The 13,421-nt window shown below is 68.8% G+C and carries 11 protein-coding genes; 10 read left to right on the top strand and 1 reads right to left on the bottom strand.

The window, feature by feature from the left end; genetic code table 11:
- Window positions 1-3: 3 nt before the first annotated feature.
- Window positions 4-825: a UDP-2,3-diacylglucosamine diphosphatase gene (locus tag FV222_RS06935; protein ID WP_147750973.1), complete on the bottom strand. Its 822-nt coding sequence runs from the start codon at window positions 823-825 to the stop codon at window positions 4-6.
- A gap of 696 nt (window positions 826-1,521) precedes the next feature.
- Between FV222_RS06935 and FV222_RS06930 the strand changes: the two genes are divergently transcribed.
- From FV222_RS06930 to FV222_RS06885, 10 genes are all read left to right on the top strand, one after another.
- Window positions 1,522-2,733 carry an aminotransferase class V-fold PLP-dependent enzyme gene (locus tag FV222_RS06930; RefSeq protein WP_147813596.1) on the top strand — a complete coding sequence of 404 codons (1,212 nt, stop codon included), beginning with the start codon at window positions 1,522-1,524 and terminating at the stop codon, window positions 2,731-2,733.
- A gap of 142 nt (window positions 2,734-2,875) precedes the next feature.
- Window positions 2,876-3,814 carry a D-2-hydroxyacid dehydrogenase gene (locus FV222_RS06925; RefSeq protein ID WP_147813594.1) on the top strand — a complete coding sequence of 313 codons (939 nt, stop codon included), beginning with the start codon at window positions 2,876-2,878 and terminating at the stop codon, window positions 3,812-3,814.
- A 211-nt stretch (window positions 3,815-4,025) separates the two neighbouring features.
- Complete coding sequence (locus tag FV222_RS06920) at window positions 4,026-4,886, top strand: NADP-dependent methylenetetrahydromethanopterin/methylenetetrahydrofolate dehydrogenase (protein WP_147763490.1); 861 nt, start codon at window positions 4,026-4,028, stop codon at window positions 4,884-4,886.
- A gap of 18 nt (window positions 4,887-4,904) precedes the next feature.
- Window positions 4,905-5,531, top strand: coding sequence for a methenyltetrahydrofolate cyclohydrolase (fchA, locus tag FV222_RS06915; protein WP_147813592.1), 627 nt, complete (start codon window positions 4,905-4,907; stop codon window positions 5,529-5,531).
- 233 nt (window positions 5,532-5,764) lie between these two features.
- On the top strand, window positions 5,765-6,937 hold the full coding sequence (locus tag FV222_RS06910; protein WP_147750978.1) for a malate--CoA ligase subunit beta: 1,173 nt from the start codon (window positions 5,765-5,767) through the stop codon (window positions 6,935-6,937).
- 29 nt (window positions 6,938-6,966) lie between these two features.
- Complete coding sequence (gene sucD / locus FV222_RS06905) at window positions 6,967-7,857, top strand: succinate--CoA ligase subunit alpha (RefSeq protein ID WP_147750979.1); 891 nt, start codon at window positions 6,967-6,969, stop codon at window positions 7,855-7,857.
- Window positions 7,858-8,037: 180 nt separating this feature from the next.
- Window positions 8,038-10,797, top strand: a complete 2,760-nt coding sequence (locus FV222_RS06900) for a phosphoenolpyruvate carboxylase (RefSeq protein ID WP_147813590.1) — start codon at window positions 8,038-8,040, stop codon at window positions 10,795-10,797.
- A gap of 114 nt (window positions 10,798-10,911) precedes the next feature.
- Window positions 10,912-11,886, top strand: a complete 975-nt coding sequence (locus tag FV222_RS06895; RefSeq protein ID WP_147763488.1) for a CoA ester lyase — start codon at window positions 10,912-10,914, stop codon at window positions 11,884-11,886.
- Window positions 11,887-12,049: 163 nt separating this feature from the next.
- Window positions 12,050-12,484 (top strand): heme-binding protein, encoded by a 435-nt coding sequence (locus FV222_RS06890; protein ID WP_147813588.1) that lies wholly within the window; start codon window positions 12,050-12,052, stop codon window positions 12,482-12,484.
- Between the two features lie 251 nt (window positions 12,485-12,735).
- Window positions 12,736-13,421, top strand: a 686-nt coding sequence (locus FV222_RS06885; protein ID WP_147813586.1) for a cache domain-containing protein, incomplete at its 3' end; no start/stop codon positions are given.

Raw genomic sequence — 13,421 nt, 5'->3', positions numbered from 1 at the left:
GCCTCACGCGACGGCCCGGCGGTCCGGCGCCGGAAGCGCCGCACGCTCGGCCTCCGCCGCGCGGGCTCGGAGGATGGTCGGATAGTGCAGCACCTCCATGCGGCCGTCGTAATGCTCGACGAGGGCGGTGCAGGATTCGACCCAGTCGCCGGTGTTGAGGTAGCGCAACCCGTCGATGCGCCGGTCGGCGGCGTGGTGGATGTGGCCGCAGATCACCCCGTCGGCACCCTGGCGCCGGGCCTCGTCGGCGAGGAAGGTCTCGAACGCGCCAATGAAGTTGACCGCGTTCTTCACCTTCAGCTTCGCCCAGGCCGAGAGCGACCAGTAGGACAGGCCCAGCCGCCGGCGCAGCTTGTTCAGACCGGTGTTGACGAACAGCGCGACGGTGTAGGCGCCGTCGCCCAGGTGGGCGAGCCAGCGGGCGTGGCGCACCACCATATCGAACTGGTCGCCGTGGATCACGAGGTAGCGCCGCCCGTCGGCCGCCTCGTGGATGCGGCTCTCTGCGATCTCGATACCGCCGAAGGTGGTGCCGATGTAGTCGCGCAGGAACTCGTCGTGGTTGCCCGGCACGTAGACCAGGCTCGAGCCCTTGCGCACCTTGCGCAGCAGCTTCTGCACCACGTCGTTGTGCCCCTGCGGCCAGTACCAGCCCGAGCGGAGCTGCCAGCCGTCGACGATGTCGCCGACGAGGTAGAGCGTGTCGGCGTCGTAGTCCTTCAGGAAGTCCAGCAGCAGCCCGGCCTGGCAGCCACGGGTGCCGAGGTGCAGGTCTGAGAGGAACAGGCTGCGGACGCGGGTCGTCCCTTCCGTGTCGTCGGCCACGAGCATCTCCCGGCGGTCTTCGGCCGAGCCAAACCGGAAACGCGTCTCAGTTTGATGACGGTGGAGTCCGTTCGATGCTGCGATGCAGCAAGCAACACAATGGTCGTTCGCGCGATTGTTGCAGTGCACGACAATTTTTTTTCGCCATCCGGGAAGTTTTTCCAGTTTTGCTTGTGAGGCTTCGGTGTCCATAATGGATGCAAAGCGATCACCTGCCGAAAGGCGGGCGCCGGAGACGGCCAAGGGATCGCCGACCGGAGCGGCCGGCCTCGCCTTCGTGGCGGGGCGGCCGGACGGGTCGACTTGAATCGTGGCCCGGGGCGGGACGACGGGGAGGACAGTGCCGAAGGTCGTCGGAATTCCGGCGTGCAGGATCCGCGTCGAGCGGCTTGCGCACCGGGCACGGCCGACGCAAGGAAGACGAAGGCTATCGGAGGCGACCGGCATGGATCCATGCCGCGACCGCGAGCGGTGCAAGACCGTTCCGCCGCTCCGCATCGCCCGGCGATGCGACCGACCGACGACGCGGAAGTTCCGCGTGGGACAGCCCTCCCGCGCGCTTCCGGCCGCGCCGGTTCGGCACACCGCTCGCCAGAACGCCCACGGATCACCACACGCCCATGCGCCGCCTGCCGGCGCATCGTTCCTGACGCCGGCTTGCCGGCCAACGTATCTTGGTAATCGGAGGACACACCCATGGCTGCAACGCGGCGCCCCGGACGCAACCACCTTTTCATTCCCGGCCCGACCAACATCCCGGACCGCGTGCTGCGCGCGATGCACGTCCCCTCGGAGGACCACCGCTCGCCGGACTTCCCGGCGCTGGTGAAGCCCCTGTTCCAGGACGCCAAAATCGTGTTCGGCTCCGAGGCCGGCACGATCATCTTCTATCCGTCCTCCGGCACCGGCATCTGGGAATCGGCGCTCGCCAACACCCTCTGCCGCGGCGACAAGGTCCTGACGGCCCGCTACGGCCAGTTCAGCCACCTCTGGGTCGACATGGCCCAGCGCCTCGGGCTCGACGTGATCGTGCAGGACGAGGCCTGGGGCACCGGCGCGGACCCGGAGAAGATCGGTGAGGCCCTGCGCGCCGACACCGACCACAAGATTAAGGCCGTGATGGTCGTCCACAACGAGACGGCGACCGGCGTCACCAGCGACATCGGCGCCGTCCGCAAGGCGGTCGACGCCGCCGGCCACCCGGCGCTGCTGTTCGTCGACGGCATCTCGTCGATCGGCTCGCTGCCGTTCAAGATGGACGAATGGAAGGTCGACTGCGCCATCGCCGGCTCGCAGAAGGGCTTCATGCTGCCGGCCGGCCTCGGCGTGCTCTGCGCCAGCGCCAAGGCGATCAAGATCTCCGAGGGCGGCGGCGCGGGCGGCAACGACCGTCTCGGCCACGTCTACTTCGCCTGGTCGGACCAGCTGAAGCAGAACCCCACCGGCTACTTCCCCTACACCCCGCCGCTGCCGCTGCTCTACGGCCTGCGCGAAGCTCTGACGTGCATCCGCGAAGAGGGCATCGACAACGTCTACCACCGCCACCACGTGCTCGCCGAGGCGACCCGTCAGGCCGTGGCGGCGTGGGGCCTGAAGACCTGCGCCAAGGAGCCCAAGTGGAACTCCGACACGGTGACGGCGATTCTGGCGCCCGAGGGCGTCGACGCAGCCAAGATCATCAAGCACGCCTACGACCGCTACAACCTCTCGCTGGGCGCAGGCCTCAGCCAGGTCGCGGGCAAGGTGTTCCGCATCGGCCACCTCGGCGACCTGAACGAGCTGTCGCTGCTGGGCGCGATCGCCGGCGCCGAGATGGCGATGATCGATTGCGGCGTGCACGTCACGCCGGGCTCGGGCGTCGCGGCGGCGTCGAGCTACCTGCGCGAAAACCCGCTCTCCCGCGGCTGACGACGAAGGCCATCGCGCGGGGGCGGCGACGCCCCCGCGCACACCCGGACGAGAGGGGATCATCTCGAACCGGATCGGGATCGCCGCGGCCGACGCGTCGCGGGCTTGAGACCCGATCCGGCCGTCGCATGAAAGGCGTTCCATGACGAAGAAGATCGTATTCCTCGACCGCGAGTCCCTCGACGCCACGGTCCGGCCGTTCAACTTCCCGCACGACTACAAGGAATACGATTCGACCTGGACGCCGGAGGAGATCGTCTCCCGGCTGGCCGGCGCCGAGATCGCGCTGATCAACAAGGTGCCGATGCGCGCCGACACGTTGAAGCAGCTCCCCGACCTCAAGCTCATCGCGGTCGCCGCCACCGGCACCGACGTGGTCGACAAGGCCCAGGCCAAGGCTCAGGGCATCACCGTCGTCAACATCCGCAACTACGCCTTCAACACCGTGCCCGAGCACGTCATCGCGCTGATCTTCGCCCTGCGGCGGGCGATCGTGCCGTACGCCAACTCGGTGCGCCGGGGCGATTGGAACAAGTCCACCCAATTCTGCTACTTCGACTACCCGATCCACGACATCGCCGGCTCGACGCTCGGCATCGTCGGCTACGGCGCGCTCGGCAAGTCGATCGGCCAGCGGGCCGAGGCGCTCGGCATGAAGGTCATCGCCTACGACGTCTTCCCGCAGGAGGGCCTCGTCGACTTCGAGACGATCCTGACCCAGTCCGACGTGATCACGCTGCACGCGCCGCTCACGCCCGAGACCCGGAACATGATCGGCGCCGAGCAGCTGGCGAAGATGAAGAAGCACGCCATCCTCATCAACACCGCTCGCGGCGGCCTCGTGAACGAGGCGGCGCTCGCCGAAGCGCTCAAGGCCGGCACGATCGGCGGCGCCGGCTTCGACGTGGTGGTGCAGGAGCCGCCCAAGGACGGCAACATCCTGTGCGACCTCGACCTGCCGAACCTCATCGTCACGCCGCACGTGGCCTGGGCGAGCAAGGAAGCGATGCAGATCCTGGCCGACCAGCTCGTCGACAACGTCGAGGCCTACGTCGCCGGCACGCCGCAGAACGTGGTCTAGGCCCCGCCGCGCGTCGGAAGTCTCACCGCGGGGCCGCAAAGCGGAGCCCGGAATCTAGACACGCAGGGGTTGTTCCAACCGTCCGCATCCGCGGCTCTGGATTCTGGGCTCGCCTTCGGCGCCCCGGAATGACGTCGCGGCGGAGGGCGCCCGGACCTCGAATTCAACACCAAACGCCAGCCGCGCCGAGACGCGGACGAGAGGACGCACCATGAAGAAGCTTCTGTTCCTGTTCGACACCGATGCGATGCCGTCCGTGTTCGACACGGTCGTCGGCTACGACGGCGGCGCCGACCACATCACCGGCTACGGAGGCGTGACCCCGGAGAACGTCGGGGCGCTGGTCGACGGCACGATCTACACCCGCGGCGGCTCCGAGAAGAAGTCGACGGCGATCTTCGTCGGCGGCGGCAACATGGCGGCCGGCGAGGCCGTTCTCGCCGCGGTGAAGAAACGCTTCTTCGGCCCGTTCCGCGTCTCGACCATGCTCGATTCGAACGGCTCGAACACCACCGCCGCAGCCGGCGTCGCATTGGTGGCGAAGGCCGCAGGCTCGCTCGAAGGCAAGAAGGCCGTCGTGCTCGCCGGCACCGGCCCCGTCGGCATGCGCTCGGCCGCGCTGCTGGCCAAGGAAGGCGCCGAGGTCGTCATCGCCGCCCGCCAGCTCGACCGGGCACAGGCTGCGGCCGACGCCGTCAACAAGCGCTTCGGCGTCGCCGTGACCGCGGCCGCCACCCCCGACGAGGCCTCGCGCGCCGAGATCGTCAAGGGCAAGAACCTCGTGTTCTCGGCCGGCGCCATCGGCATCGAGCTGCTGCCCGAATCGGCCTGGAAGGACGAGGCCTCGATCGAGTTCGTGGCCGACTACAACGCCCAGCCGCCGCTCGGCTTCGGCGGCATCGACGCCATGGACAAGGGCAAGGATCGCCACGGCAAGAAGTCGTTCGGCGCGCTGGGGATCGGCGGCCTCAAGCTGAAGCTCCACCGCGCCTGCGTCGGGCAGCTCTTCGACAGCACCGAGCAGGTGTTGGACGCCGAGGAGATCTACGCCCTCGCCAAGAAGATGGCCTGAACAAAGGGAGTGGGGCGCATGGCCGAGCACGATACGATCGCCACCTTCCTCGACGGGCTGGCCAGCGCCGCCCCGACCCCCGGCGGCGGCGGTGCCGCCGCCATCTCCGGCGCCATGGGCGCAGCCCTGGTCTCGATGGTGTGCAACCTCACCATCGGCAAGAAGAAGTACGTCGAGGTCGAGGCCGAGCTGAAGGACATGCTCGCGCAGTCCGAGGCTTTGCGGGCGCAGCTCACCGGCATGATCGCCGAGGACGTCGCCGCCTTCGACGCGGTGATGGGCGCCTACGGGCTCCCGAAGGCGACCGACGAGGAGAAGGCCGCCCGGGCGGAGAAGATCCAGGCGGCGCTCAAGGTCGCCACCGACGTTCCGCTCGCCTGCTGCCGCGCCTGCCGCGCGGTGATCGACCTCGCCGAGGTGGTGGCCGACAAGGGCAACCTCAACGTCATCTCGGATGCGGGCGTGGCCGTGCTCTCGGCCCATGCCGGCCTGCGCAGCGCCGCCCTCAACGTCTACGTCAACGCGAAGGGTCTCGACGACCGCGACTTCGCGGACGCGCGCCTGAAGGAACTCGAAGGGCTGCTCGGCGACGCCGGCGACCTCAACGAGAAGGTCTACGACGTGGTCAAGGCCAAGGTGAACTGAGGCGCGTCCGGGTCGGCGGCGTTCTCACGGAAGCCGTCGATCCGATGCCGCGTGGTTCGCGACCCGTCGCGGCCGCGATATGCTGCGTCGCAGCAAGCACAATCCAAGCATTCCTTCGCCGATCAAGGCGAACTCAACGAGAATGCAAAAAAATTTGATGCGGCATCGGCCTCCCCCAAAGTAAAATGAGGGCGTAGAACCGTATCGAAGAACAATACGGAAGGAGGCGCCCGATGGACGTGCACGAGTACCAGGCCAAGGAACTGCTCGCGAGCTTCGGCGTCGCGGTTCCCAAGGGTGCCGTCGCCTTCAGTGCCGACCAGGCCGTCTACGCGGCGACCGAGCTCGGCGGCTCGTTCTGGGCGGTGAAGGCGCAGATCCATGCCGGCGCCCGCGGCAAGGCCGGCGGAATCAAGCTGTGCCGGACCTACAACGAGGTCCGCGACGCAGCCCGCGAGCTTCTCGGCAAGCGCCTCGTCACCTTGCAAACCGGGCCCGAGGGCAAGCCGGTGCAACGGGTCTACGTCGAGACCGCCGACCCGTTCGAGCGCGAACTCTACCTCGGCTACGTCCTCGACCGGAAGGCCGAGCGCGTCCGCGTCATCGCCTCGCAGCGCGGCGGCATGGACATCGAGGAGATCGCGGCGAACGAGCCCGAGGCGCTGATCCAGGTGGTGGTCGAGCCGGCCGTCGGCTTGCAGCAGTTCCAGGCGCGCGAGATCGCGTTCCAGCTCGGGCTCAACATCAAGCAGGTCTCGGCCGCGGTGAAGACGATCATGAACGCCTACCGGGCGTTCCGCGATTGCGACGGCACGATGCTGGAGATCAACCCGCTCGTCGTCACCAAGGACGACCGCGTGCTGGCGCTCGACGCCAAGATGTCGTTCGACGACAACGCGATGTTCCGGCGTCGCAACATCGCCGACATGCACGACCCGTCGCAGGGCGACCCGCGCGAGGCCCAGGCCGCCGAGCACAACCTCAGCTACATCGGGCTCGAGGGCGAGATCGGCTGCATCGTCAACGGCGCGGGCTTGGCCATGGCGACGATGGACATGATCAAGCACGCGGGCGGCGAGCCGGCGAACTTCCTCGACGTCGGCGGCGGCGCCTCGCCTGAGCGCGTCGCCACCGCCTTCCGCCTCGTCCTCTCGGACAAGAACGTGAAGGCGATCCTCGTCAACATCTTCGCCGGCATCAACCGCTGCGACTGGGTCGCGGAGGGCGTGGTCCAGGCGGCCCGCGAGGTGAAGATCGAGGTGCCCCTGATCGTGCGGCTGGCCGGCACCAACGTCGAGGCCGGGCAACGCATCCTCGCCGAGAGCGGGCTCGACCTGATCACCGCCGAGACCCTGTCGGACGCCGCGCGCAAGGCCGTCGAAGCCTGCGACGGCACCAAGCACTGACGTCCGTGAGATAAGCGAAGGAACCCGCCATGAGCATTCTCATCGACGAGACCACCCCGATCATCGTCCAGGGCATCACCGGCGACAAGGGCACCTTCCACGCCAAGGAGATGAAGGAGTACGGCGCCAACGTCGTCGGCGGCGTCACCCCCGGCAAGGGCGGCAAGACCCATCTCGGCCTGCCGGTGTTCAACACCGTGAAGGACGCGGTCGAGGCCACCGGCGCCACCACCTCGATCACCTTCGTCGCCCCGCCCTTCGCCGCGGACGCGATCATGGAGGCGGCCGACGCCGGGCTGAAGCTGGTCTGCTCGATCACCGACGGCATCCCGGCCCAGGACATGATGCGGGTGAAGCGCTACCTGATGCGCTACCCCAAGGAGCGCCGCACCATGGTGGTCGGCCCGAACTGCGCCGGCATCATCTCGCCCGGCAAGTCGATGCTCGGCATCATGCCGCCCCACATCTACTTGAAGGGCAACGTCGGCGTGATCTCGCGCTCGGGGACGCTGGGCTACGAGGCCGCCTCGCAGATGAAGGCGCACGGCATCGGCATCTCGACCTCGGTCGGCATCGGCGGCGACCCGATCAACGGATCGTCCTTCCTCGACCACCTCGCCCTGTTCGAGCAGGACCCCGAGACCGAGGCGGTGCTGATGATCGGCGAGATCGGCGGCCCGCAGGAGGCCGAGGCCGCGGCCTGGATCAAGGCGAACTTCTCCAAGCCCGTGATCGGGTTCGTCGCCGGCCTCACGGCGCCGAAGGGGCGCCGCATGGGGCATGCCGGCGCGATCATCTCCGCCACCGGCGACAGCGCCGCCGAGAAGGCCGAGATCATGCGCTCCTACGGCCTCACCGTGGCGCCGGACCCGGGCTCGTTCGGCGACACCGTGGCCGAGGTGATGCGCCGGGCGGCGTAACGCTCGGCGCGCGAACCTGAAAGCGCGAGTTCCCTCGCCCGTCCGGTGAGGGACAGGATGAGGGGGATGCCCTCGCCGGATGGACCTGCATCCCTCACCCCAACCCTCTCCCGGACGGGAGAGGGGGCCGCGCGGTGCCACCCCCGCCAGAACGACATCCGCCCCAGGTGGCTTGATCCGATGCCAAAGACCCTCCACGCGTCCCTCAGCCATGCCGAAGAGAACGCCTTCGCGCCGCCGGTGATCACCGGCACCTCGTCGAAGGAGGCGCTCGACATCCTGTTCCACGCGCTGCTCGACGTGGCGCGCCGGCACGAGCCCGAACTCGAGGCGGTGCTGCACGGAACCGCCGACATCTCGACCTTCACGCCCGAGATGCTGGCCCGCGCCCTCCAGGTGCAGGGCATCTGGTTCCAGCTGCTGTCGATCGCCGAGCAGAACGTCGCCATGCGCCGGCGCCGGCACGTCGAGCGCACGGAAGGCCGCTCGGCCCTCGGCGGTTCGTTCGCCAAGGTGCTGGCCGAGGCCTCGGCGAGCGGCATCCCCGCGCATCAGATCCATGCGCTGCTGAAGGACCTGCGCATCCGCCCGACGATCACCGCCCACCCCACCGAGGGCAAGCGCGTGACCGTGCTGGAGAAGTTCCGGCGGATCTACCTCGTGTTGCGCGAGCTCGAACTGCCGCGCTGGACCACGCGCGAGCGCAACGGCCTGATGAACGAGCTGCGCGACCAGATCGAGCTCGTCTGGATGACCGGCGAGCTGCACCTGGAGAAGGCCACCGTCGAGCGCGAGGTTTCCTGGGGCCTGCACTTCTTCGACGAGACCCTGTTCGAGATGCTGCCGGAGGTGGTCTACTCGCTCGAGGAGTCGCTGGCGCAGTACTACCCGGACGAGAAGTTCGAGGTGCCGGCCTTCTTCCAGTTCGGCTCTTGGATCGGCGGCGACCGCGACGGCAACCCCTACGTCACCGCGAGCGTCACCCGCGAGACGCTGAAGTGGAACGCGCTCGCCTCGCTCAAGCGCTACCGCGACGGCGTGCTCCATCTCGGCCGTGTGCTCTCGCTCACCGAGCGCTCGATGCCCGTCCCCGAGACCTTCCGGGCCGAGCTCGCGCGGGCTTTGTCCGAGAGCGGCGACGCCAAGGCGATCGCCGGCCGGAACCCGGGCGAGGCCTATCGCCAGTACCTGTCCTGCATCCTGCGCAAGCTCGAGGCGACGATCCGGCGCAACGAGGGCGGTCGCGCGAACGGCCCGGACTACCCGAGCGCCGACGGCCTGATCAACGACCTGCGCACCCTGGAGCAGGGACTCTCGGACGCCAAGTGCACCTCGCTCGCCACCGACCTGGTGCGGCCGGTGCGGCGGATGGTCGAGATCTTCCGGTTCTCCACCGTCCGGCTCGACCTGCGCGAGAACACCACCCGCACCACCAAGACTCTGCACGCGCTCTACGCCCGCCAGAACGGCGGCAAGGCGCCGCCGGACCTCGACACGCCGGAATGGAAGGCCTGGCTCGTCGCCGAGCTGGCGCGACCGCGGACCGGCGAGACCTCCTTCGAGGGCCTGCCGGAGGACGCCCGCGAGACCCTGGCCACCTTCGCACTGGTCGGCGAGATGCGCGACACCCTCGACCGCGAGGCCTTCGGCGCCTTCGTCCTGTCGATGACCCGCTCCGTCCCCGACATCCTCGGCGCGTACCTGCTGGCCAAGGAGGCCGGGCTCTACCTCGACGCGGCCGGCACCGAGATCTGCCCGCTGCCGATCGTGCCGCTGTTCGAGACCATCGAGGATCTGCGCGCGGCGCCTGCGATCATGAAGGAGCTGATCGCCGTCCCGGTGGTGCGCCGCTCCACCCGCTGGCAGGGCGGCGTGCAGGAGGTGATGATCGGCTACTCGGATTCGAACAAGGACGGCGGCTTCGTCGCCTCGAACTGGGAGCTGTACAAGGCGCAGTCCAAGCTGACGGCGCTCGGCAAGGAAGCCGGCGTGCCGATCGCCTTCTTCCACGGGCGCGGGGGCTCGGTGAGCCGCGGCGGCGTGCCGACCCAGCGCGGGATCGACGCGCAGCCGCCGGGCTCGATCAACGGCCGCTTCCGCACCACCGAGCAGGGCGAGGTGGTCTCGTTCAAGTACGCCAACCGCGGCACCGCCGCCTACCAGATGGAGCTGCTCGCCGCCTCGGTGTTCGAGCACGCGCTGCAATCCGAGCGGCAGCGGGCGAACCAGCCCCGGCACGAGTTCGACGACGCCCTCGAGGCGCTGTCGGGCGCCTCGCGCGCGGCCTACGTCAACCTTCTCCAGGCCGACGGCCTCGTCGACTACTTCCAGTCGGCGAGCCCGCTGGACGAGATCGCGCTGCTCAACATCGGCTCGCGACCGGCGCGGCGCTTCGGCGCGAAGTCGCTGAGCGACCTGCGCGCGATCCCCTGGGTGTTCGCCTGGGCGCAGAACCGTCACGTGGTCACCGGTTGGTACGGCGTCGGATCGGGCATCCGCAGCTTCCTCGACGTGCGCGGCGACCCAGGCGAGGCGCTGCTCAAGCGCCTGTTCCAGGAATGCCGGCTGTTCCGGTTGATCCTCGACGAGGTCGAGAAGACGCTGCTGATGGTCGACCTCGGCATCGCCCGCGACTACGCCGGCCTCGTCGCCGACCCCGAGATTCGCGAGCGCATCTTCGGGATGATCGAGGCCGAGTACGCGCTGACGCGCGAGATGGTGCTGCGGATCACCGGCGGCCGGGAGCTGGCCGAGCGCGCGCCGCTGTTCCGCGACAGGCTCACCGGGCGCCTGCCGACGATCAACCAGGTCGGCCGCGAGCAGGTCGAACTGCTGCGCCGCTTCCGCGCCGAGGCCGACGAAGACAAGCGCGAGGCGGTGAAGTCCGCCCTGCTACTCTCGATCAACTGCATCGCCGTCGGCTTCGGCGCCACCGGCTGAATACGTTCCGCCGGGCCTGTCGCGCGGTGCGACGCGGCCCATGTTGAAACACGACGCGCGGGCCCCTTAGCTGCGCCCGCGCTCCGACGACATCCACCCTATCAGGAGAGACCCATGAGCTTCACCCTCGTCCAGCAGGCCACCCCGCGGCTCCACCGTTCCGAGCTCGCCGTGCCCGGCTCGAACCCGACCTTCATGGAGAAGTCGGCCACCTCGAACGCCGACGTGATCTTCCTCGACCTCGAGGATGCGGTCGCGCCGGACGACAAGGAGAAGGCCCGCACCAACATCATCGCAGCCCTCAACGACATCGATTGGGGCACGAAGACCATGATGATCCGCATCAACGGTCTCGACACCCACTACATGTACCGCGACGTCGTCGACATCGTCGAAGCCTGCCCGCGCCTCGACATGATCCTGATTCCCAAGGTCGGCGTGCCGGCCGACGTCTACGCCATCGACGTACTGGTGACGCAGATCGAGCAGGCCAAGAAGCGCGAGAAGAAGCTCGGCTTCGAGGTGCTGATCGAGACCGCGCTCGGCATGGCCAACGTCGAGGCGATCGCGACCTCCTCCAAGCGCCTCGAGGCGATGTCCTTCGGCGTGGCCGACTACGCCGCCTCCTGTCGCGCCCGCGCCCAGGTCATCGGCGGCGTGAACCCCGATTACAGCGTGCTCACGGACAAGGACGAGAGCGGCAAGCGCGAGACCCATTGGCAGGACCCGTGGCTGTTCGCCCAGCAGCGCATGCTGGTCGCCTGCCGCGCCTACGGCCTGCGCCCGATCGACGGCCCGTTCGGCGACTTCTCCGATCCCGACGGCTACACCTCCGCTGCCCGCCGCTGCGCGTCGGCCGGCTACGAGGGCAAGTGGGCGATCCACCCCTCGCAGATCGACCTTGCCAACGAGGTGTTCACCCCGTCCGAAGCCGAGGTGACCAAGGCCCGCCGCATCCTCGTGGCCATGGAAGAGGCCGCCAAGGCAGGCCGCGGCGCCGTCTCGCTGGACGGCCGCCTGATCGACATCGCCTCGATCCGCATGGCCGAGGCGCTGATCGAGAAGGCCAACGCGATGTCGGCCAAGTAAGGACCGCAGACGTCGATCAATCCGCGGCCGCTCCGGACCATCCGGGGCGGCCGTCCTCGTTTTCGGCACCGGGCGCAAACCCGGCCGTTGTCGATTGGTATCCCCGCCGACCCCGCGGGGACGACGCGCCCCGGCCTGGCGGCGCCAACAGGGAGAGAACACCATGCACGTCACCATCGAGCAGGCGGAAACCGCGATCGCTGCCGCGAAGGCCAAGGCGACCGAGCTCGGCACCCAGATGTGCATCGCGGTCGTCGATTCCGGCGGAAACCTGAAGGCGTTCTACCGGATGGACGGCGCCTGGGTCGGCTCGATCGACATCGCCCAGAAGAAGGCCAAGACCTCGGTGTTCTTCGGCATGATGACCGGCCAGATCGGCGCGCTGTCGCAGCCGGGCAAGCCCCTCTACGGCATCGAGCACTCGAACGAGGGGCTGATCACCTTCCCCGGCGGCATCCCGATCGTCGACGCGGACGGCGAAATGTCGGGCGCCATCGGCGTCAGCGGCTCGACCGTCGAAGACGACCACGCGGTGGCCGAGGCCGGCGCCAGCGCGATCGGCAAGACCGCGCTTCCGGCCCACCCCTGGCGGACCTGATCCCAGCAGGCGGCGCCGCCCTTCTTAAGAAGGGTGGCGCCGTCGAAGACGATGCATTGTTTTTCGGCCGCGCGATGCCTGCATTTCGAGCTTGAAGATTCGAAAAAATCGATGGAAGCTGTCGATCAGCAGGTCCAGGCCGACGGTGAACAGTCGTCGGCCGGACGAATCGAGGCTCCTTTGCGCGAGGCTCCCTTGCGATGGTGCCTTCGCCGCGCAGGTGCCTCCGCTCGACCGTCGAGGCACGACCGATGGGACCGTTCCTTTCGACCTTCGCCTTGACCCTCCTCGTCGCCCTTGGGCTGGCGGCTTCGCCCCAGGGCGCCCGCGCCTGCGGCGACGGCGAGGCGCCGACGTCCTGTGGCGACGTCGGTGCGGAAGCGAGCGCCAAATGGATGCTGAAGCACGTGGTCGCCGCGCTCGCGGCCGACAAGCCGGCGGCGCTCGCGCATTTTACCAAGGGCGAGGCGGGCTTCCGCACCGCGGACACCTACGTGTTCTGCGTCGGGCCGGACGGGGTGATGAGTGCCCACCCCAACCCGGTCCTGCAGGGCCAGAACGTGCGCGACCTGCACGACAGCGACGGCACCTACTTCATCCGCACGATGATGGAGACGGCGGCGCCGGGACAGGTCTCAGCGATCGGCTACCTTTTTCCGAAGCCGGGCAGCACCGTCGCGCTTCCGAAGACCACCTACTACACCCGCGCCGGCGACCAGGTCTGCGGCGTCGGGATCTACGAGTCGGATGCGGCCGCGCCGACGGACAGCCCCGGCGCACGCGCCACCCACCTACGCGACCGGCTGGACGGCGCGATGCCTCCCGCGCTGCGTGAGGACTGGACGGCCTTCCTCGAAGCGCTGAACGCCGAGGCCGGCGCGAAGGCGGCGGCGATGGAGAAGGCCCGCGCCGGGCTGCAGGCGGCGCAGGCCGCCCT

The organism is Methylobacterium sp. WL103, from assembly GCF_008039885.1.
In the GTDB taxonomy this organism is placed as follows: Bacteria; Pseudomonadota; Alphaproteobacteria; order Rhizobiales; family Beijerinckiaceae; genus Methylobacterium; species Methylobacterium cerastii.
This window is presented reverse-complemented; position numbering and strand designations above follow the sequence as displayed.

Bases quoted from the DNA above. Each gene is read 5' to 3' on its own strand.
- FV222_RS06925 (WP_147813594.1), top strand. From the start codon at position 2,876: ATGACGAAGAAGATCGTATTCCTCGACCGCGAGTCCCTCGACGCCACG.
- FV222_RS06910 (WP_147750978.1), top strand. From the start codon at position 5,765: ATGGACGTGCACGAGTACCAGGCCAAGGAACTGCTCGCGAGCTTCGGC.
- sucD (WP_147750979.1), top strand. From the start codon at position 6,967: ATGAGCATTCTCATCGACGAGACCACCCCGATCATCGTCCAGGGCATC.
- FV222_RS06900 (WP_147813590.1), top strand. From the start codon at position 8,038: ATGCCAAAGACCCTCCACGCGTCCCTCAGCCATGCCGAAGAGAACGCC.
- FV222_RS06890 (WP_147813588.1), top strand. From the start codon at position 12,050: ATGCACGTCACCATCGAGCAGGCGGAAACCGCGATCGCTGCCGCGAAG.
- fchA (WP_147813592.1), top strand. From the start codon at position 4,905: ATGGCCGAGCACGATACGATCGCCACCTTCCTCGACGGGCTGGCCAGC.
- FV222_RS06930 (WP_147813596.1), top strand. From the start codon at position 1,522: ATGGCTGCAACGCGGCGCCCCGGACGCAACCACCTTTTCATTCCCGGC.
- FV222_RS06920 (WP_147763490.1), top strand. From the start codon at position 4,026: ATGAAGAAGCTTCTGTTCCTGTTCGACACCGATGCGATGCCGTCCGTG.
- FV222_RS06895 (WP_147763488.1), top strand. From the start codon at position 10,912: ATGAGCTTCACCCTCGTCCAGCAGGCCACCCCGCGGCTCCACCGTTCC.